The sequence below is a fragment of the Chitinophaga qingshengii genome (assembly GCF_014529935.1).
GTDB classification, from domain to species: Bacteria; Bacteroidota; Bacteroidia; order Chitinophagales; family Chitinophagaceae; genus Chitinophaga; species Chitinophaga qingshengii.
The window spans coordinates 140,975-163,560 of the sequence record NZ_JACVFC010000001.1 but is presented as its reverse complement, the minus strand read 5'-3'; the positions used below and the strand labels follow the sequence as shown (position 1 = coordinate 163,560).

Annotated in this window: 19 protein-coding genes; 10 read left to right on the top strand and 9 right to left on the bottom strand. The window is 49.5% G+C overall.

Annotated elements, in window-relative coordinates:
* Positions 1-61 precede the first annotated feature (61 nt).
* Positions 62-1,045, top strand: a complete 984-nt coding sequence (locus ICL07_RS00605) for a glycoside hydrolase family 43 protein (protein WP_188086015.1) — start codon at positions 62-64, stop codon at positions 1,043-1,045.
* Here ICL07_RS00605 and ICL07_RS00600 read toward each other — a convergent pair.
* Positions 1,042-2,295, bottom strand: a complete 1,254-nt coding sequence (locus ICL07_RS00600; protein WP_188086014.1) for an MFS transporter — start codon at positions 2,293-2,295, stop codon at positions 1,042-1,044. The two genes, ICL07_RS00605 and ICL07_RS00600, sit on opposite strands and share 4 nt — an antisense overlap.
* 130 nt (positions 2,296-2,425) lie before the next feature.
* On the opposite strand from ICL07_RS00600, the gene ICL07_RS00595 reads away from it, so the two are divergent.
* The gene (locus tag ICL07_RS00595; RefSeq protein ID WP_188086013.1) at positions 2,426-3,304 is read left to right on the top strand and encodes a LysR substrate-binding domain-containing protein; all 879 of its coding nucleotides are present in this window, start codon (positions 2,426-2,428) and stop codon (positions 3,302-3,304) included.
* Positions 3,305-3,310: 6 nt separating this feature from the next.
* On the opposite strand, the gene ICL07_RS00590 is transcribed toward ICL07_RS00595, so the two are convergent.
* The 4 genes from ICL07_RS00590 to ICL07_RS00575 all read right to left on the bottom strand — a co-directional run bounded on the left by ICL07_RS00590 (position 3,311) and on the right by ICL07_RS00575 (position 7,683).
* Positions 3,311-4,288 (bottom strand): helix-turn-helix transcriptional regulator, encoded by a 978-nt coding sequence (locus ICL07_RS00590; protein WP_188086012.1) that lies wholly within the window; start codon positions 4,286-4,288, stop codon positions 3,311-3,313.
* A gap of 23 nt (positions 4,289-4,311) precedes the next feature.
* Positions 4,312-5,391 (bottom strand): FecR family protein, encoded by a 1,080-nt coding sequence (locus tag ICL07_RS00585; RefSeq protein WP_188086011.1) that lies wholly within the window; start codon positions 5,389-5,391, stop codon positions 4,312-4,314.
* A 38-nt stretch (positions 5,392-5,429) separates the two neighbouring features.
* A complete protein-coding gene (locus tag ICL07_RS00580; protein WP_188086010.1) occupies positions 5,430-5,984 on the bottom strand; it encodes an RNA polymerase sigma factor in 555 nt (184 codons plus the stop codon).
* A gap of 367 nt (positions 5,985-6,351) precedes the next feature.
* Positions 6,352-7,683 carry a DEAD/DEAH box helicase gene (locus tag ICL07_RS00575; RefSeq protein ID WP_188086009.1) on the bottom strand — a complete coding sequence of 444 codons (1,332 nt, stop codon included), beginning with the start codon at positions 7,681-7,683 and terminating at the stop codon, positions 6,352-6,354.
* A gap of 121 nt (positions 7,684-7,804) precedes the next feature.
* On the opposite strand from ICL07_RS00575, the gene ICL07_RS00570 reads away from it, so the two are divergent.
* On the top strand, positions 7,805-8,728 hold the full coding sequence (locus ICL07_RS00570) for an NADP-dependent oxidoreductase (protein ID WP_188086008.1): 924 nt from the start codon (positions 7,805-7,807) through the stop codon (positions 8,726-8,728).
* 92 nt (positions 8,729-8,820) lie between these two features.
* Here ICL07_RS00570 and ICL07_RS00565 read toward each other — a convergent pair whose 3' ends face one another.
* Positions 8,821-9,255 (bottom strand): winged helix-turn-helix transcriptional regulator, encoded by a 435-nt coding sequence (locus ICL07_RS00565; protein WP_246484952.1) that lies wholly within the window; start codon positions 9,253-9,255, stop codon positions 8,821-8,823.
* A gap of 167 nt (positions 9,256-9,422) precedes the next feature.
* Between ICL07_RS00565 and ICL07_RS00560 the strand changes: the two genes are divergently transcribed.
* The gene (locus ICL07_RS00560; protein ID WP_188086007.1) at positions 9,423-10,130 is read left to right on the top strand and encodes a DsbA family oxidoreductase; all 708 of its coding nucleotides are present in this window, start codon (positions 9,423-9,425) and stop codon (positions 10,128-10,130) included.
* A gap of 56 nt (positions 10,131-10,186) precedes the next feature.
* Positions 10,187-11,149 carry an ion channel gene (locus ICL07_RS00555; RefSeq protein ID WP_188086006.1) on the top strand — a complete coding sequence of 321 codons (963 nt, stop codon included), beginning with the start codon at positions 10,187-10,189 and terminating at the stop codon, positions 11,147-11,149.
* Here ICL07_RS00555 and ICL07_RS00550 read toward each other — a convergent pair.
* Together ICL07_RS00550 and ICL07_RS00545 are read right to left on the bottom strand one after the other, a co-directional pair.
* Positions 11,144-11,623, bottom strand: a complete 480-nt coding sequence (locus ICL07_RS00550; RefSeq protein WP_188086005.1) for a GNAT family N-acetyltransferase — start codon at positions 11,621-11,623, stop codon at positions 11,144-11,146. The genes ICL07_RS00555 and ICL07_RS00550 overlap by 6 nt on opposite strands.
* A 90-nt stretch (positions 11,624-11,713) precedes the next feature.
* Positions 11,714-13,165 carry a sodium:solute symporter gene (locus ICL07_RS00545; RefSeq protein WP_188086004.1) on the bottom strand — a complete coding sequence of 484 codons (1,452 nt, stop codon included), beginning with the start codon at positions 13,163-13,165 and terminating at the stop codon, positions 11,714-11,716.
* 196 nt (positions 13,166-13,361) lie between these two features.
* Between ICL07_RS00545 and ICL07_RS00540 the strand changes: the two genes are divergently transcribed.
* Positions 13,362-14,297 (top strand): bifunctional helix-turn-helix transcriptional regulator/GNAT family N-acetyltransferase, encoded by a 936-nt coding sequence (locus ICL07_RS00540; protein ID WP_188086003.1) that lies wholly within the window; start codon positions 13,362-13,364, stop codon positions 14,295-14,297.
* A gap of 95 nt (positions 14,298-14,392) precedes the next feature.
* On the opposite strand, the gene ICL07_RS00535 is transcribed toward ICL07_RS00540, so the two are convergent.
* Entirely contained in the window at positions 14,393-14,851 is a 459-nt protein-coding gene (locus ICL07_RS00535) for a DinB family protein (RefSeq protein WP_188086002.1), read from the bottom strand.
* 52 nt (positions 14,852-14,903) lie between these two features.
* On the opposite strand from ICL07_RS00535, the gene ICL07_RS00530 reads away from it, so the two are divergent.
* The 4 genes from ICL07_RS00530 (at position 14,904) to ICL07_RS00515 (ending at position 22,584) form a co-directional block, all read left to right on the top strand.
* A complete protein-coding gene (locus ICL07_RS00530; protein ID WP_223151713.1) occupies positions 14,904-16,541 on the top strand; it encodes an acyl-CoA carboxylase subunit beta in 1,638 nt (545 codons plus the stop codon).
* Between the two features lie 142 nt (positions 16,542-16,683).
* Entirely contained in the window at positions 16,684-17,142 is a 459-nt protein-coding gene (rnhA, locus tag ICL07_RS00525) for a ribonuclease HI (RefSeq protein WP_188086001.1), read from the top strand.
* 55 nt (positions 17,143-17,197) lie between these two features.
* On the top strand, positions 17,198-18,913 hold the full coding sequence (gene aspT / locus ICL07_RS00520; protein WP_188086000.1) for an aspartate-alanine antiporter: 1,716 nt from the start codon (positions 17,198-17,200) through the stop codon (positions 18,911-18,913).
* A gap of 584 nt (positions 18,914-19,497) precedes the next feature.
* Positions 19,498-22,584 carry a SusC/RagA family TonB-linked outer membrane protein gene (locus tag ICL07_RS00515; protein ID WP_223151712.1) on the top strand — a complete coding sequence of 1,029 codons (3,087 nt, stop codon included), beginning with the start codon at positions 19,498-19,500 and terminating at the stop codon, positions 22,582-22,584.
* Positions 22,585-22,586 lie beyond the last annotated feature (2 nt).

Sequence of the window (22,586 nt, the reverse complement as noted above, 5' to 3'; positions counted from 1 at the left end):
AAAGTTTTGCCGGATAAATACAATGGCTTTATTATTTTTAGCTGCTATGAAAACGAACGGTATGAAAAAAAAGTGTGCTGCGCTGCTGGCAGCCACCACGCTGGCGCTGACTGTACACGCCCAGGACAAAAAACTGCCGGGCCACGCCGGCAACCCGGTTTTCCCCGGATGGTACGCTGATCCCGAAGGGGTGGTGTTCGGAAAAAAATACTGGATCTTTCCCACTTTTTCCGCTAAATATGAGCAACAGGTCTTTTTTGATGCTTTTGCTTCTGATGACCTGGTCCACTGGAAAAAATACCCGCATGTCCTGGACACGGCGGCTATCAAATGGGCCAGGAGAGCCATGTGGGCGCCGGCGGTGATCCAAAAAGGGAAACAATATTTCTTTTTCTTCGGCGCCAACGATATTCAGCATAACGGCGAACCCGGCGGTATAGGCGTCGCCGTAGCCAACAATCCGGAAGGGCCTTACCGCGACTATCTCCGCAAACCGCTGGTTGACAGTATTGTTCATGGTGCCCAACCGATTGACCAGTACGTGTTCCAGGATACGGACGGCGCTTATTACCTGATCTATGGCGGCTGGGGACATTGTAATATCGCCCGCCTGAAGGACGATTTTACCGGGTTCATACCTTTTGAGGATGGTACTACCTTCCGGGAAATTACGCCGGAAAAATATACGGAAGGACCCACCATGTTTGTCAGAAACGGGAAGTACTACTTTATGTGGTCGGAAGGTGGCTGGGGTGGACCAGACTACAGCGTGGCCTATGCCATCGCCGACAATCCGGCAGGGCCTTTTAAACGCATCGGTAAAATTCTGCAGCAAGACCCGGCTATCGCTACCGGTGCCGGACATCATTCAGTGATACACAACCCCCGCGCCGATCAGTGGTTTATTGTGTATCATCGCCGCCCGCTGGGACTTAAAGAGGCCAATTCCAGGGAGACCTGCATAGACCGGATGGAATTCAATGCAGACGGTACAATCCGTCCGGTGGTGATGACGAAGGAAGGCGTGTCTCCACTCAAACTTTAAGCGCGGTCGTTGGCGATCATCTTACCGGAAGAAGGAAAAATAGTGCCCGGGGTATTACTTTTTTTGCGATGCTGTACAAACACAATGGTAGCGGCAACGCCGGTCAGTCCGGCGATACACACCGTGGCGCGTGAACCGATCCATTGTGCCAGCAAGCCTGTCAGCAAACTGCCAATGGGGATCATACCCTGGTAGGCCATGATGTAATAACTGATGGCCCTGGCCCGCATCACAGGAATGGCGTGAGTCTGGATATAGGTGTTGATAGCGGATGTCTGTGCCATCATGCCCACACCGGACAACATCATAAAGAACAATGCCAGTGGCAGCCAGCCGGCATAGGCGAGGAGTATCAAACTTAATCCAAACACCAGGCTGGAAGTGATCATAATCTTCACCAGGTCTTTACCGGCTTTTAACTGCGCCATATAAATGGCGGAAAGAATAGAACCTACGCCGGCTGCGCTTTCAAACCAACTGAAGGTGCGGGCGCTGCCGTTGAAAATATCTTTGGCGAAGATCGGCATCAGGGTATTGAAAGGCATCACCAGTAAACTGCTGGCAGTCAGCATCAGCAGCAGGGAAGACAGGTCCCTGTCATGGGAAATATAGTCCCAGCCTTCTCTTAATTCTACCCAGATACTGCGCTTTGACTTTACCATCACAGGCAGTTCCATCTTCATCATAAATAAAGAAATCAGCACAGGCACATAACTCAGGAAATTGCCGATAAAACAAATGTCTTCCCCGAAGGTGCTTAATACAATGCCTGCCAGCGCTGGGCCGGCAATACGGGCGAAATTAGCCATGGTGGAGTTCAGCGCAATGGCATTGGGTAGATCATCTTTCTGCTCTACCATCTCCACCATCAGCGACTGCCGGCAGGTAACATCAAAAGCGTTGATCACGCCCTGTACGAGCGACAGGAAAATGATACCAGGGATATGATAATACCGTAGCAGGATCATAAGCGCCAGTGCGCCTGCCTGTACCATGGAAATCACCTGCGTGATGATCATCAGATGGTAACGGTTATGACGGTCAATATAACTGCCTGCGTAAGGCGATAATACCAGGGAAGGAATGAGGCTTACAAAACTGACAACACCCAGCAGCAGGGCGGAATTGGTTAACCGGTACACCAGCCAGCAAACGGCTGTCTTTTGCATCCAGGTGCCTATCAGCGAAACAGATTGTCCATAAAAAAAGAGCCGGAAATTCCGGGATTTTAGTGAGCGAAATACATCCATTCAAAATTTATTTATGAAAGCGGGAATGCAGGCATTCCTTTTAATAATCGATGGTGCAAATTTCGGTCAGAATGATATATTTGTAAAATAGATTGTTTTAATCATATTCATTAGTAAAAACGATTAATCGATGGAGCTTCGTCAACTGGCCTATTTTGTGAAAGCCGCGGAAACAGCGCATTTTACGGAAGCTGCGGCGTCTATGTATGTCACTCAATCTACCTTATCGCAGCAAATCAAGGCCCTGGAAACAGAATTAGGCATGCCGTTATTTGACCGTGTGGGTAAACACGTACAACTCACGGAAGCCGGCAGCGTGTTCCTCCTGCATGCCCGCCAGATTCTATTGGATGTAGAGAAAGGAAAACAGGCGATCGAAGATTTACAAAACCTGCTCACCGGCGATCTGCGCATTGGCGCCACTTACGCGTTTACTTCCCTGCTGCTGCCGGTATTAAAGTCCTTTCCCGGAAAATACCCGGGCATCCGCATCTTCGTGGATTATGGTAATACGGAGGAACTGGAAAGGAAACTACGTTCCTCCCAGCTGGACTTTATCCTGGCCTTTCACCAGCTGCAACCGGGAAAGGAGTTTGAACACCAGGAACTGTTTACGTCCAAAATAGTGATGGCGGTCTCCAAAAAGCATCCCATGGCGCAATTGAAGGAAATCAACCTGAAAAACCTGGATGGGATGGAACTGATCCTGGCCTCTAAAGGGTTCAGCTCCCGCGATTTTCTCAGTGAGGTACTGGAGAAACATAAGGTATATCCGGCGGTAAGGGTGGAGCTCAACGATGTACACGCGCTGCTGTCGATGCTGGAAGGCGGACATTGGGTAACACTGCTGAATGAGCGGGCGCTCAATGGCTGGAAAAACCTGGTAGCGGTGCCCATCGCCGGGAAAGCCCTGCTACGCAAGGCTTTTATACTCTGGCAGAAAGGCACCTACCGCAAAAAGGCTGCAGACCTCTTTGTAAAGGAACTGCTGAAAGGATTGGAAAAGTAGGGTTCCTTACTGGGCATCCATGACCTGTAAGGCGCCGTATTTAAAGTATTTATCGAAAGTGCTGAGGAAAACAGGCAGACTGTTGAAGCCTAATCGCTCCATGATGATGGTGACCGGCGTATTGCGGGTGCTCAGCATCTCAAAGGCTACGGCCATTTTTTCCTGCAATACCAGCTCCGGTATAGTCAGGTGAAATTCCTGTTCAAACGGACGGCGTAACAACGCTTCTTCTACCCCAAATTTCTGTTGCAACATTTTATAGGTCAGCGGTTCATCCAGATGCTCCAGGATATAGCGGAATATCTCGTACAGCTGTTGCCTTTTGGCGTCGTTCATCATAATGGGCGCCGGTGCTATCAGCCGCCGGGTATAGTTGCCATAGAAATCGGCTGCATTGCGGCGGAAAAAACTGTAGGCACTGTTACCGATATGTTTGGCGCGCAGGATACGGTCGCGTATCAGGCGGCTCACGGGATTGAGCAGGAACGGCGCTTTATGCAGCGGCCCGGTGACGTTGGAAATAGGAATAGCCGCCAGTGCGCTGAGCAGCGGAAATTCCCTGGACAGCTCCTTGAGGGCATATGGCTCGATGTTGATATGAAAACTCATTGGTTGTTGCGTGCCAGGAAGGGAGGGTTCATCGGAAGCCATCACGTTAAAGAGGCTGACTTCTTTCTCCAGCTGCTCCCGGTTGTTGATGGCGCCTCTCAGGCTCTCAATGTCGTCGTAGGCGTGCAGGGTAATTACCTGGTACTGGGCGCAGGGCCGTACTTCCACGCCGGGGCGCATCTGAATACTGTGTACCCAGATGGAAAATTCACCGGCTCTGATGTTCTGGTCCAGGATACTGCCGTCTTTGTCCTCGTGGTAGTAAAACCGCGCATACGGAATCAGCTGGCCCTGGAAGGCAGCGGGAATATCCTGGTGCGGTGTAAAGGTAGTGTCATCCCTTTCGATGTAGAGGATTTTGGTGGTAGATTTCATGGAAGATGGTTTTTGATGAGTGCCTATTGATATAGTTGCATGCTGTCGCTGGCCGGATGTGGGCCTGGCAATAGTATGCCGGCGGAAAGTGGCTCTCCGTCGGGACTCACAATGAATGGTTTATGGATGGCTCCGGAAGGATCAATCACGCCATGCTGGCCGTAACGGCGCATGGTAATGCTTTTCAGTCCGGCGAGGGTTACGCTGGTGAAATAAAATTGTTTTTTACGCCAGGCGTCTGCTTGCTGTTCATCAAAATGTTGTACATCAAGGGTATGGGTACTGTCGTTGTAAACGGCCTGCTGACCGGGACGCAGTACCACCTGCCGGGTACCGGCAGTAATACGGATAGAGCCTTCGGTAAGGGATATACGAATATGATGAGGATCGTAGGTGTTGACATGAAAACTGGTACCCAATACCTGCACCGTACTATTGGGCAGCTTCAGGATAAAAGGTTTATTAGGATTGGCGGCGATCCGGAAATAGGCTTCGCCGGTGAGCAGCGTTTCCCGGGTGGACTGCCTGAACTCAAAGGGGAACTGCAGCGTGGTACTGGCGTTGAGCCATATTTCGGAGCCGTCTGCCAGGGTTATTTTGTAGTGACTGTCCTGGGGAACTGCCAGGGTGTTCTGCCCCGATGGCAGGTGGATGGCGGTTTGAAGGGATAGTACGCCGGCTTGCAAAGGCAATTGTTGCCCGCCGATATCAACGGTACCCGGACTGCCAGGCAACTGGTGAACAGATCCGTCTGCCAGCGTAAGCGTAGCCCCGGGGAAAGCTGCTATGGGTGCAGGTTCGGCCGCCAGATGAACGCCGCCCTGAAACAGGTAGTACCAGCTAACACAAAATACCGCCAGGAACATACTGGCTGCAATACCCCATTTTATCAATGGGGGACCTGCCTGCGAATCGGCGATACTGTAGGTATTACGCCAATGTGCAGGCTGTCGTAACTGCTGACCACTTTCGATAAGCTCCCACATTTCCCGGGCCTCCGGAATTTCTTCCATATAGGCGTCCAGTAATGCTTCATCAGCTGCCGATATAATACCGGCTTTCTTTTCTGTCATCAACTGAAATAGGAACGTCAGATTTTTCATCAATCATAATAACAGAAATATTATCTGGACGGGGTATCTCAGAAGCGGATTTTTTCCAATAATTGACGAAGTGTTTTCAGGGCGGCCGCCACATGTTTTTTGACGGTTTCTTCGCTGATGTCCAGTACAGCGGCAATTTCCTTACGGGTCTTATGTTCCTGGTACGCCAAACGGAATACCTGGGATTGTTTAAGGGGCAACAGGTTGATGGCTTCTTCCAGCTGGCCATGTAACTCAATTTTCTCCAGCCGGGTGTCGGGAGGTACATGGGGCGAATGCTCCAACCACGACATCCGCTTTCTCCGCGTCTCGTCTTTAGAGATCTTGTTTAAACACCGGTTCTTAATGCTGACAAAAAGGAAATTCTTCAGCGTAGACACGGTGTTCAGCTCCAGCCGCTTATACAAGGCATGCTGCCAGAAATCAATAAAGAATTCCTGTACCAGTTCCTGCGCTTCGTCTTCGTCCTGCAGGATGGTCATTGCCGTAATTAACAGCCATTGGCGGTAGAGGTGGTAGAAATGGTCAAATGCTTCCACATTGCCCGTTTTCAGTGCCGCCAGTAATGCTATGTCATTATCGGGGGCATTCATACGTTGTATGTGGTTGAGCTGTCAGGGAGGGGTAAAAGCCCTTTAAACAGCTGCGCTTCGCTGGTTTTCGTCATACAGTGTAAAGATTGATCGGGTGTCTGCTCCTGCCAGGTATAAATTTTCAGGTATATTCGATACGTAACTACTCCACGGATTTTTCTGAAGATAAGGAATTTGTTAATTAATTGTTAATCGAAATAGGCGCGTATAAAATGGTAACCATCAGTTAACAAACCGTCAATAGCGTTGATAATCTGCTGGATAGAAAGTTTTTTGAGACGGAATTACCCCCGGGAAAGGGGGTAAAAAAATAATCATACAGGTAGAAAAAATCCCTGCCCTTTTTAAAGACAGGGACCGGCTAAAATTATCTTTTCTTAGGCTTGCGTTTTTTCGGCTTACCGTATTTCAGCATCATCTTTTCTTTGTGACTGACCTTCTGATTGGTCTTCATGTTTTTGGCCAGCTTCTGGTGGAAAGCCGGACCGGCATCTTCCCGTTTGGGTGCCTTCACCAGCGTGTTACGCATAAACACCTTCGGCTTCTCATCTTCTGTCAGCACATCAGAAATCACCAGGTCCTCCGGTAACGTTCTTTCCGGTATGTTATAGTTCATCAGTCCTTCGATAGCGGTCAGCGCTTCGGTCTCCTGGTCCTTCGTCAGCAGAATGGCAATGCCTTTTTTATCAGCACGGCCGGTTCTTCCGATACGGTGGATATAGTTCTCCGGCACTTCAGGCGTATCAAAGTTGATCACATGGCTTACTTCCGCTATATCCAAACCACGGGCGATGATGTCTGTAGCAATCAGAAAGCGGTAGTTGCCAGCCTGGAACTGGTTAACGGTATTAAAACGATGGTTTTGTTCTTTGTTGGAGTGGATAATACCAACCTTCCCGGGAAACTTGGGTTCCAGTTGTTCATACAGGTCGTCGGCCAGTTTTTTGGTGCCCGCAAAAATGAGGGTTTTTACCATGCTTTCATCCCGGGTAATCAGCAGTTCCAGCAGGTTTACCTTGGTATTGAAGTTAGGCACGCGGTACAGTACCTGGTCGATGTTTTCAAGTGGCGTGCCTGCGGGTGCGGCTTCTATCATCGCCGGGTTATCAAAATGCCGCTGTATCAACGCTTCTACTTCTTCGGTGATGGTGGCGGAGAACATCAGGTTCTGCCGGCGTGGTGGCAGCAGGTCCATGATGTTGGTCAGCTGCGTCCGGAAGCCCAGGTTCAGCATTTCATCCACCTCATCGATGATGAGTTTCTTAATTGATTTTACTTTGAGTGCTCCGCTGAGGATAACATCGTATAGGCGTCCGGGTGTGGCTACGAGCACGTCTACCTTTTCCTGTACGGCTGCCATCTGCGGGTTCATATTCACGCCGCCATAAATGCCCAGCACTTCCACACTCATATAGGTGGTCAGTTTTTTAACGGCTTCTACTACCTGCACCACCAGCTCGCGGGTAGGTACCATAATCAGTACCTGCGGATATTTTTCTTTGGTAAACTTAAACTGCCGGAGAACAGGCAGCAGGTACGCAAAGGTCTTACCCGTACCGGTTTGCGCGATACCGCAAACATCCTGTCCGGACATGATCACAGAAAAGGCCCGTTGCTGTATGGTAGTGGGTTTGGTAAAGCCCAGTTCATCCAGTGCATTGCGTAATGGTGTATTCAGATTTAAATCCCCAAATGTCATGTTTCTACAAAATATGAACGGCGAAGGTAAACAATATTTTTGGCCCGCAGCTGTAAAGGCCCATTCCGCATGATTCCTGCCGGCTTTTCCTTACATTTAAGGGAGTAAAAAAATCAATGGTATGAAGGATATACATATACAGGCAATAAGAGTACACGCCTATGGCGGTTCGGATCAGCTACGCCTGGAAGAGGTGCCTGTACCGGTGCCGGGACCAGGGGAGGTGTTGATTAATATCGTGGCCAGCGGGGTCAATCCCATCGATTGGAAAGTCAGGGAAGGACTGATGCAAAAGCCATTGCCCTATATCCCGGGAGTGGAAGCATCCGGCGTAGTAGTGGCCCTCGGTGAAGGGGTGACGGATAAAAAGGTGGGACAAGCCGTATACGGCGCGGTAGATGGTTCCTATACCGCCTGTGCGGTAGCGCCCGGCGAAAGATTGTTTCCCAAACCGCTGCACCTGTCTTTTGAGGAGGCGGCTGCGGCAGGTGGCGCTAAAACTGCCTGGGGTGCGCTATTCGATGTCGGTCAACTCACAAAAGGTCAACGGATATTAATCCATGCCGGCGCCGGTGGGGTAGGGCACCTGGCGGTTCAACTGGCCTATCATGCCGGCGCTTATGTAATCGCCACCAGCGCTGCTGAAAATGCCGGCTTCGTTAAATCCCTGGGCGCTTCCGAAGTAATCGATTATAAAACCGCTCCCTTCGAAACACAAATAGCGCCGGTAGATGTGGTGCTGGATACGGTGGGCGGCGATACGCTTGAGCGCTCCTATCAACTGGTGAAACCAGGCGGCATATTGTTATGCCTGGTGAAAGAACCATCCCCGGAGAAAGCCGCTGCTGCCGGCATCCGCGCGGTATGGGCCGGAACGAAAACCCTGCGCGCTATGCAGGAGGTACACAAACTGCTGGATAAAGATCTGATCAGGCCTTATGTGCGGAAAGTGTTTGCGCCGTTGTCCAGCGCTGCCGCAGCCCAGGATTATAGCCAGCTGGGCGGCCCCGGCAAAGGGAAGATTGTGTTGAAGATAGAAGAATAATATGCCTGCACGAAAAACCCCGGGCTTCAGCCCTGGGTTCTGGGTTTCCGGGAACGTCCCCTACCTCGTTACGGAGTGGTACACCTGATATCCTATTCCTGCATGACCGGCATTTCCGCTACTTCTGCTGATCCGAATATCGTTTTGCGATGCTGTGTTCCCCACGCAAACAACGCATCAATCACCGGATTCAGCGTAGCGGCATACGGTGTAAGGGTATATTCCACCGTTACCGGCTGACTGTCAAATACACTGCGTTTTACCAGCTTATGCGCTTCCAGGTCTTTCAGTTCCTTGGACAACACTTTGGACGTAATTTTGGGAATATTCCTTTCGATATCCCGGAAACGTTTATGGCCACGGGAAATAGCAATGATAATCGGCAACTTCCATTTGCCATTGATCACATCCAGCGCGTCGCGCACCGGCATAATCACACCCAGGCAGTCTTTATGATCACCTTTCTCCATGCATTTCTCTTTTACTGTCAGCTCCATCGGCTGATCCGTTAAAATACCTGTTACCATATAATTTGATTATTTAGTTATTTTGTTATTTATAAATAATTAAATAACAAGACAATATAAATGTTTTCGGTTACTTTTAGTATAGCACTATCCTTTTGGTAACTGCTAACTTTTAGAAAGCAAATATATTAACTTTGCAGGAGTTTCTAACATAAAAGATGAATAAGATGAAAGTAGAAATATGGTCAGACATCATGTGTCCGTTTTGTTATATCGGCAAACGTAAATTTGAAGCTGCCCTGGAAAAATTCCCGGAAAAAGATAAGATAGAAGTAGAGTGGAAGAGCTTTCAGCTCAACCCCGATCTGGCACCTGTGCCGGGCACGGATGTATACGATTACCTGGCACAGCATAAAGGCATTTCCCGTGAACAGTCTGTACAGATGCATCAGCAGGTAACACAGACTGCTAGCCAGGTAGGCCTTACCTATAACTTCGACAAAGCAGTGATCGCTAACTCCTTTGATGCACACCGGTTGATACAACTGGCCAAAGCACATAAACTGGGTGATGCGGCGGAAGAAAAATTATTCATTGCCTATTTCACGGAAGGAAAAGATGTGGCCAATCATGATGTGCTGGTAGAAATCGGAACAGCCATAGGCCTGGACCGTACACTGGTGACAAACATGCTGGCATCCGACGATTTTGCCGGCGCAGTAAACCTCGATATCCGCGAAGCGGAGCAATTAGGCGCCCGCGGCGTGCCTTTCTTTGTATTGGACCGCAAATACGGCGTATCCGGCGCGCAGCCGTCAGAGGCCTTTACACAGGCGCTGACACAGGCATATGGTGAATGGCATAAAACACAGCCGCTGACCACGATCGAATCTACCGGCGGACCTTCCTGCGCTATCGACGGGACTTGTGATTAAGATCAAACGGGAGATGACATTATCTTGTTAGCTTTGTTATTCAAACTATCTTTTTTATGTCGCTCCTTAAAAGGATCAACCCTTTCTCCAAAGAAAATGACAACACCGGCTTCGGTACCAATCCCAATGGTTACGGAGGCCGGTTTATCAACCGCGACGGCACGTTTAATATCCAACGGGTAGGCCGTCCGTTCTGGCACCGTTTTAATGTCTACCACACCTTGCTAAGCCTGCCGGCCTGGAAGTTCACCTGCGTTATCCTGCTGTTTTATGTGTCCATTAATCTGCTGTACACTGGTATCTATTGGTGGATAGGCGTTGGAGAGTTCCAGGGTATTATCGGGCAAACTACCTGGGCACGGTTTAAGGAGATTTTTTTCTTTAGTACGGAAACCTTTACGACAGTAGGTTATGGCCGGGTAAATCCTATCGGCGACGGCGCCAATGCGGTGGCGGCTATTGAAGCGATGTCGGGCTTCCTCTCTTTTGCGGTGGCTACAGGCCTTATGTATGGCCGCTTTTCCAAACCCCGTGCTCACCTGGTGTTTAGCGACAATGCACTCATCGCGCCGTATAAGGGTATGACCGGCCTGATGTTCCGCTTTGCCTCCTACAAAGACAATCACACCCTCACCAACGTGGATGTGACCGTCACCATGGGATTGCAGGTGGTGGAAGACGGTACGCCCATCTACCGGTTCTACACCCTGCCGCTGGAAAGAGGTAAAATTGAAAGCCTGGCCATGAACTGGACCGTGGTGCATCCGATCGATGAAAACAGCCCGCTGCTGGGCTTTACCGCGGAAGATATGCAGAACGCCGACGTGGAAATATACGTGCTGGTGAAAGGATTTAATGATGTATATGCCAATACCGTGCTGCAACGCACGTCTTACACCTACCAGGAAATACAGTTCAACCGTAAGTTCATCCCCATGTACCGCGAAAGCGAAAACGGCAGGACCACCATACTGGAACTGCACATGATCAATAAATCAAAAGAAACGGACGGATTATAAATCCAGCACATAGTACAGCACATCTTCTGTACTGCCATCAGGCCAGTTGGACGGCTCCCGGTGACTATATGTAAATCCATAACGTTGAATGGCAGCTTTGGAAACCAGATTGTTTTCGCGATGGCCCACCTGCAGTTGCTTCAATTGCATTTTTTTTGCCCAGGCTATTCTTGCCTGGTAAAGCATCGCGGAGAGGCCTCGCCCTCTGTATTCCTTTCTGATATAGGATTGTCCGAGATAGCCCACCTGGCCATCCAACAACCGGACGCCGGTGATGCCGATGATCGTGTCATTTTCAAACAAGCCAAAAACGGCGCCGGGGTGCGTCAAACGTTCCAGCCAGGTTGCATCCGGCAGCGCTGCTTCTTCTGCGTGAGGGCGCCGGAACATGGAAGATTCCAGCCGTAGGGCTTCCAAACGCATCGATTTATAAAGCGGAAGTTCGTTTTCCTGAAGCTGGCGAATATGATACATAGGATACTTTTAGTATCAAATTTACCATAAATAAAAAAGAGAGAAGACCGGTCGTTGGTCTTCTCTCTTTTATGTAGATAGATGAACTGCTTAACGCAGTTCTTTTTTTGTTGAAATCAGGAGCAATCCGATATACGTAAATGCACCGTTGATGATCAACAGCTCCAGTCCGATCTGGAATTGTTTGAACAGTACGGCCTGGTTGCTGTCTACCACGTAGCAAAGCAGGGGGGCAATCACACAAACAACCGGTACCAGCCGGTCGTTGACAACCCGTTTGCTCAGGATACCGAAGGCAAAGAGCCCCAGCAGCGGTCCGTAAGTATAGGTCGCCACTTTCAGGATCACGCCAATCATACTCGGGTTGTTCACCCACTCAAATACCATCACGAACAGCAGGAAGATAAACGCCATCAGCAGGTGAATGCGCTGACGCACTTTTTTCTTTTTGACTTCGTCCCAGTCGGAACGACGCTGCAGGTCCAGGATGTCGATACAGATAGAAGAGGTGAGGGCGGTCATAGCGCCGTCGGCACTGGGGAACAGGGCCGAGATCAGCGCAATGATAAAGATCACGGAGATGACCGGTGGCATATGACGCAGGGCCAGTTCAGGGAACAGGGCATCGCCGGTGGCGCTAACCTGCTGTTGGGCGCCGTAGAGGTTCAACAGGCCGCCGAGGAACAGGAATAATCCTATCACGACCAGCATGATGAATGCCAGGGAGACCATGTTTTTCTTGGAATCGCGCAGGGTTTTAACAGAGATGTTTTTCTGCATCATTTCCTGGTCAAGGCCGGTCATGGTAATGGTAATAAATGCCCCGGCCAGTATCTGCTTGACAAAAAACAGTTTGCTGTTGGGATCAAATTCAAAGATCCGGGTAAGTCCTTTCTCCTGCATGGCGGCAATACTCTGGCCCATATTCATATCCATGGCATGCAGGATATAAAACACGCAAATGATCAAACCGGCCAGCATACAGGTAGTTTGCAGGGTGTCGGTATATACGATGGTTTTTACCCCGCCTTCATAGGTATACACCAGGATCATAAAGAGAATGATCAGGGTGGTTAACCAGAAAGGCACGCCGAAGCTGGACAGGATCGCGTCCTGCAGGATACGTACCACCAGGTACAAACGGGCGGTGGCGCCGAGTGTACGGGACAGGATAAAAAACGAAGCGCCTGTTTTATAGGAGGCTGCCCCGAAACGGCTGTTCAGGTAATTGTAAATAGAAGTCAGTTGCAACCGGTAATACAACGGTATCAATACATACGCAATGGTGATGTACCCGATAAAATACCCCAGGGTAATCTGGAAATAGGTAAAGGCGTCTTTGCCCACTGCTCCGGGAACGCTCACAAAAGTAACTCCGCTCAAAGAGGTGCCTATCATCCCGAAGGCTACCAGCATCCAGTTACTGTTGCGGTTCCCGATAAAAAAGGAGTCGTTGTTGGAGCCACGGCCAGTGTACCAGGCGACGATCAATAAGATAACAAAGTAGGCAACGACAAATGAAAATAATAATCCTGGTGACATATATGTGTTTTAATCAAGCCCGCACCTCCAATTTAAAGTGCTAAATCACAAATATAACATCTTACACTATTGAGTGTATACACACCGCAGGGGTGTTTTTTACACTCATACTCCGAAAATAACTATTTGCTTTAGTCAAATAAAATATTTGACATTGTCAAGTATTTTTGTAAATTTGACTGAAATACAGATACCTATGTCGTCGAATGACACGCTGATAGCGGAAATCCGCCATTTTAACCGTTTTTATACCGGGGTAGTAGGCCTGTTGGACCAGCACATCCTCGAAAGCAAATATTCTCTCTCGGAAGTCAGGGTGCTTTACGAGATCGGGGAGCAGGAAAAATGTACCGCCGGCCAGTTGATCACCACCATGAAAATTGATGGGGGATACCTGAGCCGCATCTTAAAGAAATTTGAAACAGCCGGTTTATTGACCCGGCACCAGTCGCCCGCCGACGGCCGTACCTTTTTCCTGCAGCTGACCGCCAAAGGAAAAAAACTGATGACAGGCCTCAACGATAAATCATCTGACCAGATCCGGCAGATACTGGAACCGTTGCCTGAATCACAGCAACAACAAGTGGCAGGTGCCATGAAAACCATCGAAACAGTATTGTCCGGTTCTGCCCCGGCCGTAACTTCGGATATCCATATCCGTTATGACCTGCAACCGGGCGATATCGGATACCTGATTTACCTCCACGGTGAACTGTATGCGAAGGAATGTGGCTATAACTTTGAGTTTGAATCCTATGTATGCAAAACCTTCCAGGATTTCCTGGCTACCTACAACGCCAATAAGGACCGGGTATTTCTGGCTATTGCAGATAATAAGATCGTAGGAGCCGTGGCTATCCTGGGCTCGTCGCGCTACCTGGCGCAACTGCGGTGGTTCATTGTACATCCCGACTACCGGGGGCGCGGACTGGGAAAACGATTATTCAAAGAAGCCATCGCCTTCTGCCGGGAGAAAAATTATGAGAAGGTGTACCTGATGACAACCAGCCTGCAAAACACGGCTATCGATATTTACAAAAAAGCCGGCTTTCGTAAAACTGGCGAAAAGTTCCTGCAGCTATGGGGCCAGCAACAATATGAACAACGTTATGATATGGACCTGAGTCAATGATTTAGGGATTTACGGATTTTTTAATTTTTTGATTTGAATGATGCCTGGTCATCCGCTAAATCACAAAATCAAAAAATCCGTAAATCCCTAAATGTTCAGAGGTATTTCCGCAGCAGCACTATCTGTCCCAGATGATAGGCATCATGTTCGGCAAGGCCCTGCAAATAATAAATCGCTTGTTTATCGGTACCGGGAAAGGTATCGAAAAGTTCAGCCTCCGGAAATTTCCGGATAGAGGCGGCCATCAGGTCAAAAGAATGTTCCAGCCGGTGAATGGTTCCCTGCCAGTTTTCTTCGCCATGATTTTCGGGCATATAAAAATCCGGAAGATCTCCGTCTTTTTCCGGTGGTTCGTTATGCATATACCGGTCTACCCGCTGATGCCAGTAGATAACATGGTTTACAATCTGCCAGATGTTATTGGAGCCGTTCAGGCTTTTAACGGCCTGTTTTGCATCAATACGGGAAAGATGTTCCCTGAAAGTTACGTCCAGCCAGGGTTTACCATTATATAATGCTTCTAAGGAAGAAGCGAGGTGTTCTGTAAGCTGCATAATTCGTAATTTAACTTATTTGTCGGTATTTTTAAAGTAAAACCCAAACGTTATGAACCAAGTGGATCTGGAAACGAACAAGAACGAAGATGCCATGAGACTGGCTATAAGTACGATGAAGCAGCGCCTGGGAACCATTGAACAGGGCGGCGGAAAAAAAAGCCTTGAGAAGGTTCGCCAGCGCGGCAAACTGACAGCCAGGGAACGTATTCAATATCTGATAGACAAAGACACGCCCTTTATTGAAATCGGAGCCTTTGCCGCTTATGAAATGTACCCCGAATATGGTGGTTGCCCCGCCGCCGGTACAGTTGGTGGCATCGGTTATGTAAGCGGCCGCCAGTGTATGATCGTAGCCAACGACATGACGGTAAAAGCCGGCGCCTGGTTTCCCATGACCGGCAAAAAGAACCTGCGCCTGCAGGAAATAGCCATGGAAAATCATCTTCCGGTGATCTACCTGGTAGACAGCGCCGGAGTATTCCTGCCTATGCAGGATGAGATATTCCCCGATAAAGAACACTTTGGCCGCATCTTCCGCAACAATGCCCGCATGAGCGCGATGGGCATCACGCAAATAGCCGCTGTAATGGGCAGCTGCGTGGCGGGTGGCGCTTACCTGCCCATCATGAGCGATGAAGTACTGATGGTAGAAGGCAACGGTTCAATCTTCCTCGCCGGTCCCTACCTGGTGAAAGCGGCTATCGGGGAAGACGTAGATGCGGAAACGTTAGGCGGTGCTGTCACTCATACCGAAATATCCGGTATCGCGGACTATAAATTCAAAACGGATGAGGAATGCCTGGACCAGATTAAAAGGATCGTCAGCAAAATAGGACAGGGACCCTCTGCCGGCTTCGACCGCATTGCGCCTGCACCGCCAGCCCTGCCGGAAGCGGAGCTGAACAGCATACTGCCGGCCGATAGCAGCCGTCCGTATGATATGCTGGAGATCATTCACCGCCTCGTCGATCACTCGGCCTTTGACCAATACAAACAGGACTACGGTAAAAGTATCCTCTGTGGCTACGCCCGCATCGATGGCTGGGCGGTAGGCATTGTAGCTAACCAGCGTAAAATGGTAAAGAGCCGCAAAGGGGAAATGCAGATGGGCGGCGTTATCTATAACGACAGCGCCGACAAGGCGGCCCGGTTTATCATGAACTGCAACCAGAAAAAAATACCGCTGGTATTCCTCCAGGATGTCACCGGTTTTATGGTGGGTAGTCGCAGTGAACACGCGGGTATCATTAAAGACGGCGCTAAACTGGTGAATGCGGTATCTAACTCTGTCGTGCCTAAAATCACTATCATCATCGGTAACTCTTACGGCGCCGGTAACTACGCTATGTGCGGTAAAGCCTATGATCCACGCTTTATCTTCGCCTGGCCTTCGGCTAAAATAGCGGTGATGGGCGGTGAACAGGCGGCGAAAACATTGTTGCAGATACAGGTGGCTTCCCTCAAAGCAAAAGGACAGGAGATCACTCCGGAAGAGGAAACCCGCCTGCTGAAGGAAATCACAGATAAATACAACAGCCAGACAACTCCTTATTATGCTGCTGCCCGCCTCTGGGTAGATGATATCATTGATCCTGCCGATACCCGCAGCCATATTGCGGAAAGTATTAAAGCTGCCAATAACGCGCCGGTAGAACAGGCGTTTAACGTGGGCGTTTTCCAGGTCTGATTATTTATTCATTTGGATATTTGGTTATTTTATTGGTGCCAATATTACGCATGGAACCAATAAAATAACCAAATATCCAAATGAATAAATATCAAAATAGCCAAATGACAAAATAACCAAATGAACACTATCTTTGCGCGCTATGGCAGAATTGCAGATATATACGGATGGCGCCTCCCGCGGTAATCCCGGTCCTGGTGGTTACGGCGTGGTATTGTTATGGGGTAGCGTCCGTAAGGAGTTATCACAAGGGTATCGTAAAACGACTAACAACCGGATGGAGCTGCTGGCGGTGATCACCGCCCTGGAAGCCTTAAAAAAAGATGGACTGGCGGTAACCATTTTTACCGACAGTAAGTATGTGGTAGACAGCATCGAAAAAGGATGGATATGGAGCTGGGTAAAAACCGGGTTTAAAGATAAAAAGAATAAAGACCTGTGGATGCGGTTTATACCGCTCTACCGTAAACATAAAGTGAAAATGCAGTGGGTGAAAGGCCATGCCAGCAACCCGCTCAATAATCGCTGCGATGAACTGGCTACAGCGGCAGCAGACAGCGGCAACTGGTTGATAGACCAGGGCTTTGAAAGCGGAAACTAACCATCGCGAACCAACTGACAGCCCGGATTGTAATATAAACGGAAAAACTTCGTTTATGCTTACCTGGCTATTTGAAACGCTCCAGAAATACCCGGAAATCGCTGTCATGTTAACCCTGCTCATTGGTTTTCTCCTGGGTAAATTACGTATCAGGGGTTTTACACTGGGCACCGTTACCGGGGTGCTGCTGGTGGGTATAGTCATTGGTGGCATCCATATCCAGATCCCCGGCGCTGCGAAATCCGTTTTTTTCCTGCTGTTCCTCTTTTGTACCGGGTATAGTATCGGTCCCCAGTTTTTCCAGGGACTAAAAAAAGATGGTCTCCCCATCGCTGCATTCTCTTTTATTGTATGTTGCAGTAGTCTCTTTTTCTGCTGGGCTATTGCGTCTATACTGCGGTTTGATACCGGCACTTCCGCCGGCCTTATGTCCGGCGCCAACACCTGCTCCGCTATTATCGGCGTGGCATCCAATACCATCAATGAACTCAATATCAGCCTGGCGGACAAGGACCGGCTGATCAACCAGATACCGGTCGCCTATGCGGTGACCTACATCTTTGGAACTGCCGGTACCAGCTGGTTCCTGTCGGTGATTGGTCCCTGGTTTATGTCGGGTAGCCGGGAGAAACTGATAGAAGAGACCCGCAAGCTGGAAGCCACGCTCAAAGATGCGAACGCAGAAGAAGATGGTGATATTAAGACGGCTTACGATCATGTAGCTTTCCGGGCATACCTGGTCAATAATGAGCTGGTAGCGGATGGAGGTAAATCTGTCGGGGAGATAGAAGCGCTTTTCCGTCGTAAAAAAAGAGTATTGTACCTGTTGCGGGTAAGACGTCAGGGTGAGATCATGGCCACGCCGCCCGATTTTGTGATACGTCCCGGCGATATTATTGCCGTAGGCGGACAGCGGTCCGCCGCCATCGCTTCCGGCGATTTGCTGGGCAAAGAGGTAGCGGACGCAGACTTGCTCACCTTTCCGGTGCAGACAGTCAATGTGGTGATCAGCAAAAAAACAGCCTGTAACAAGGCTATTAAACTATTGGTGCGGCAGCCGCAACTGCACGGCATCAGTGTCCGGAAAATTACCCGTGCCGGTATAGAAATGCCGTTACAAGCCAATACCATTGTACAAAAGGGTGATGTAGCCGAACTGGTGGGCATACAGGAAGAACTGGACCTGGCGGTGCCGCTGCTGGGTTTTAAAGAAAGGGTAGGAGTGGAAACGGATATCCCATACCTGGCAGGCGGTATCGTATTGGGTACCCTGGTGGGCGCTATGAGCGTACGCATCGGCAATGTGCCGGTGGAACTGAGTACCAGCGGCGGTGCGCTGATTGCCGGTCTGTTCTTTGGCTGGCTGCGAAGTGTAAATCCCCGTTTCGGGTATATCCCGCCTTCTTCCCAATGGGTATTAACCAAACTCGGTTTGCATGTGTTCATTGCTATTGTGGGACTTACCGCCAGCGATGGTTTTCTTCTGGGCCTCAAACAGGAAGGCCTGACGTTGTTTGTGGCAGGCATGGTTTTAAGCCTGTTGCCCATGGTAGTGGCATTATTTCTCTCTAAGTACGTCTTCAAATTTCATCCGGCCATCGGGCTGGGCGCCTGTGCCGGTGCGCACGATGAGTCGGCCCCTTTACTGGCGGTGCAGGATGCACTTAACAGTAAAGTACCTGCGCTCGGTTATACGGTAGCCTATGCAGTGGCTAATATCACATTAACCACCTCCGGTGTCATCATTGTCCTGTTGATGCACAAAGGCTGATTATCTTCCTCCATATCATATCAATAGCAGATAGCCGTCTCCCTGAAAAACAACAACAGGGGATCATCTTCAAAAAAATATAAGATGATAATCCTCCTCTTCAGAAAAAAAATATTATCATGATAAACACCCTGATAGCTATAAGGGTAGGCTGTTTTAAGTAACCATCGTTTCCAAATCATCAGCGTAATCAGCAATAATCATGACCATCATAGCTCAACTATTTTAACATTTCTTTTGTTGTTTACATGCAAACACCATAGCTTTGCGTCCCATTAGTCTATAGGATTAGTAGAATATCAAAAAAACCATTGCTAAACAAACCAGGAAACCGAATGATGGAACAAACGAGCCAGCTCCTTCAGGGCATCAACCAAAGTTGTTGTTGCTGTAATTAAATATCAAATCGCTATCTGCATAACAGCACTTCCGAAACAACAGGTTACAGCAACATTTACTGATTCCGGAAGTTAACTGTCACAGTACAAACCATACAGGGAGGCTTAGCCGGTGTTATCTGCTTGCAGCAGGTAGGGGCTTGCTATTGCCTTCATTCGTTCTCTAAACCAATCAACATAGAACTTATGTTACAACGATTGCTGATTATTTTACTGTTGCTGGGCCCACTGGCAGCATTTGCGCAGGTACGTACCGTTACAGGTACCGTGCTCTCGGCTAAAGACAAAGAGCCGTTGCCCGGCGCCACCATCGTTATCAAAGGAACGACGAAAGGGGTGTTAACCGGTCCTGACGGCACTTTCCGGCTGGAAGTAACCGATCCTGCCGCCACTACACTGGTCATCAGTTACGTAGGCATGACACCGCAGGAAGTACCTGTCAGTACTGCTCCCATAACCATCTCCCTGCAATCATCCGGGAAAGACATCGATGAAGTAGTGGTGATCGCCTATGGTACGGCTAAAAAGAGCTCCTATACGGGCTCTGTATCGCAGATAAAAGGCGCCGAACTGGAAAACCGCCAGGTATCCAGCATTACCAAAGCCTTACAAGGTCTCGCTCCCGGCGTGCAAAGCGCCTCCCAGAGCGGACAGCCGGGTTCTGACGCTACCATCCGTATTCGCGGGGTAGGCTCTATCAATGCTTCCGCAGACCCATTATATGTAGTAGACGGGGTACCTTATGGTGGTAACCTCAGTGCTATCAATCCTTACGATATTGAATCCATCAGCGTGCTGAAAGACGCGGCCTCTGCTGCATTGTACGGCTCCCGGGGCGCCAACGGTGTCATCATCATCACTACTAAAAAAGGAAAAGCCAAAGGCAGTAATATAGACGTTCGCGTTAGTCAGGGTTTCTCCAAAAGAGCGGTAAAAGATTATGACAGGATGTCTACCGATCAGTACTTCCCTATGTTCTGGCGCGCGTTGTTCAACGAAAACCTGATGAGCTCAGATTCCGTTACAGCCGCCAGGGATGCCAGCCGCGACCTGGTGGACAACCTGGGCATCAATCCCTATGGCAGCGCTTTCCCGCAGCCGGTAGGTACCGACGGTAAACTGGTGGCCGGCGCTAAACCGCTGTGGAACGATGATTGGAACAAAGCAATGCAGCGTACCGGTCACCGTACGGAGGCCAATGTGGCCATCAGCGGCGCAACGGATAAAACCCGCTACTTTATCTCCGGCGGTTATCTCGATGACCAGGGCATTTACCTCGGCTCCGGTTTTAAACGGTATACCGTACGCTCCAATATAGACATTGATGCGCGTAAATGGTTGAAAGTAGGCCTCAACCTCAACGCCACCCATTCCGATCAGCAGGCGCCTCCTTCTGAAGATAGCCGCAGCGACAACTACGTCAATTACGGCCGGCTCATGGGACCTATGTACCCTGTTTATCAGCGCGATCCCAATACCGGCGCTTATCTGCTGGATGCCAAAGGCGGCCGCATCTTCGACTATGGCGATTACCGTCCCGATCCGGCCAACCCCAGGACCAACCTGGTACAAACTTCCGGCATCGATAAACACGATACCATCCGCGACGACGTATCCGCCCGCGTATACGCCGAAGCAACACTTTATAAAGGCCTGAAATTTAAAACCAGCTATAACGCCGATTACTCTACCCGCGTAGGGCACGACTATACAAATCCCACCCTCGGTTTCGATGCCGAAGTAGGCGGTACCGTGGTAAAAGGCAACTACCGTACTTTCAGCTGGACATTCAACAACATCCTGACTTACGAAACTACCTTCGATGAAAAACATCACCTGAATGTGTTGCTCGGTCAGGAAGCCTATAAATACCAGTACACTTATCTGCAAGGCAATAAGTCCGGATTTTCCGTTCCCGGCATTGATGAGCCTTCTGATGCAGCCCTGATCGGCGGCTTCGAAGGATACTCCGATTCCTACCGGCAAAGCAGCTATCTCGGCAGAGCGGAATACGATTATAGTAACAAATATTTCTTCTCCGCTTCCCTTCGCCGTGATGGCTCCTCCCGCTTCGCTCCCGACCGCCGCTGGGGTACTTTCTGGTCTGTAGGCGCCTCCTGGAAAATGACGGAAGAAGCATTCCTGAAAAACAGTTCCTGGCTCAACCTGCTGACGCTGCGCGCCAGCTACGGCGGACAGGGTAACGATAACCTGGGACCTACCCGTTATTACAACTACCTGCCACTGTACTCTGTGAACAGCAACCTGGGCTTGGGTGGTACCTTCCGCGAAAACCTGTACAACAACCTGCTGAAATGGGAAACAAACCTCAACCTGAACCTGGGGGTGGACTGGGCTATGTTCGACAATCGTTTTGGCGGTAGTGCAGAGTTCTTTGTCCGCAAATCACAGGACCTGTTGTATTCCAGGCCTAAACCGCCTTCTATCGGTTACGCTTCTGTAGACGAAAACATCGGCGCCCTGAAAAATACCGGTATAGACATCAACCTGCATGGTACGCCTATACGAACAAAAGATTTCAGCTGGAACATCGATCTGAATATGACCCATTATCGCAACAAAGTGACCAGCCTGCCACAACAGGAAATCATCAGCGGTACCAAAAAATTAATGGTAGGCAAATCCATTTATGATTTCTTTATCCGTCAATGGTCAGGTGTAGATCCCAACACCGGTGCGCCGCTCTGGAAAGTAACGAAACCGGATGGCAGTATCGGTGATACCAGTAACTATGCTGCATCCTCCTTGTATTATTCCGGTTCTTCATTGCCGGACCTGTATGGCGGTTTGACCAACACTTTCACTTACAAAAACTTCTCGCTGTCATTCCTTATCGTGTACAGCCTGGGTGGTAAAGTGCTCGACAACGACTATACGTTCCTGATGGGACTGGGTAGCGCTGCCGGCCGTGCATGGTCAACCGAAGTGCTTAATGCCTGGACGCCAACCAACCGTAATACCGACGTACCACAGGTGAATTCCGTAGCGCCCAGCTGGACGGGCACTTCCACCCGTTTCCTGTACGATGCTACCTACGCCAGGCTAAAGACGCTGAACCTCAGCTACACGCTGCCCAAGACATTGATGGAGCGGGCGCACCTGAACAATATCACGGTGTATGTACAGGGAGAGAACCTGTTTACTTTGTACAATCACAAAGGCATGGACCCTGAACAAACGGTCGGCGGTACTACCTACTATCGTTACCCGGCTGTAAAATCTGTGTCCGCCGGTCTTAATCTGAGCTTCTAAAA

Bases quoted from the DNA above. Each gene is read 5' to 3' on its own strand.
- ICL07_RS00545 (WP_188086004.1), bottom strand. From the start codon at position 13,165: ATGTCACCAGGATTATTATTTTCATTTGTCGTTGCCTACTTTGTTATC.
- ICL07_RS00515 (WP_223151712.1), top strand. From the start codon at position 19,498: ATGTTACAACGATTGCTGATTATTTTACTGTTGCTGGGCCCACTGGCA.
- ICL07_RS00605 (WP_188086015.1), top strand. From the start codon at position 62: ATGAAAAAAAAGTGTGCTGCGCTGCTGGCAGCCACCACGCTGGCGCTG.
- ICL07_RS00590 (WP_188086012.1), bottom strand. From the start codon at position 4,288: ATGAAATCTACCACCAAAATCCTCTACATCGAAAGGGATGACACTACC.
- rnhA (WP_188086001.1), top strand. From the start codon at position 16,684: ATGGCAGAATTGCAGATATATACGGATGGCGCCTCCCGCGGTAATCCC.
- ICL07_RS00560 (WP_188086007.1), top strand. From the start codon at position 9,423: ATGAAAGTAGAAATATGGTCAGACATCATGTGTCCGTTTTGTTATATC.
- ICL07_RS00595 (WP_188086013.1), top strand. From the start codon at position 2,426: ATGGAGCTTCGTCAACTGGCCTATTTTGTGAAAGCCGCGGAAACAGCG.
- ICL07_RS00550 (WP_188086005.1), bottom strand. From the start codon at position 11,623: ATGTATCATATTCGCCAGCTTCAGGAAAACGAACTTCCGCTTTATAAA.
- ICL07_RS00600 (WP_188086014.1), bottom strand. From the start codon at position 2,295: ATGGATGTATTTCGCTCACTAAAATCCCGGAATTTCCGGCTCTTTTTT.
- ICL07_RS00585 (WP_188086011.1), bottom strand. From the start codon at position 5,391: ATGAAAAATCTGACGTTCCTATTTCAGTTGATGACAGAAAAGAAAGCC.
- ICL07_RS00530 (WP_223151713.1), top strand. From the start codon at position 14,904: ATGAACCAAGTGGATCTGGAAACGAACAAGAACGAAGATGCCATGAGA.
- ICL07_RS00570 (WP_188086008.1), top strand. From the start codon at position 7,805: ATGAAGGATATACATATACAGGCAATAAGAGTACACGCCTATGGCGGT.
- aspT (WP_188086000.1), top strand. From the start codon at position 17,198: ATGCTTACCTGGCTATTTGAAACGCTCCAGAAATACCCGGAAATCGCT.
- ICL07_RS00535 (WP_188086002.1), bottom strand. From the start codon at position 14,851: ATGCAGCTTACAGAACACCTCGCTTCTTCCTTAGAAGCATTATATAAT.
- ICL07_RS00580 (WP_188086010.1), bottom strand. From the start codon at position 5,984: ATGAATGCCCCCGATAATGACATAGCATTACTGGCGGCACTGAAAACG.
- ICL07_RS00555 (WP_188086006.1), top strand. From the start codon at position 10,187: ATGTCGCTCCTTAAAAGGATCAACCCTTTCTCCAAAGAAAATGACAAC.
- ICL07_RS00540 (WP_188086003.1), top strand. From the start codon at position 13,362: ATGTCGTCGAATGACACGCTGATAGCGGAAATCCGCCATTTTAACCGT.
- ICL07_RS00565 (WP_246484952.1), bottom strand. From the start codon at position 9,255: ATGGTAACAGGTATTTTAACGGATCAGCCGATGGAGCTGACAGTAAAA.
- ICL07_RS00575 (WP_188086009.1), bottom strand. From the start codon at position 7,683: ATGACATTTGGGGATTTAAATCTGAATACACCATTACGCAATGCACTG.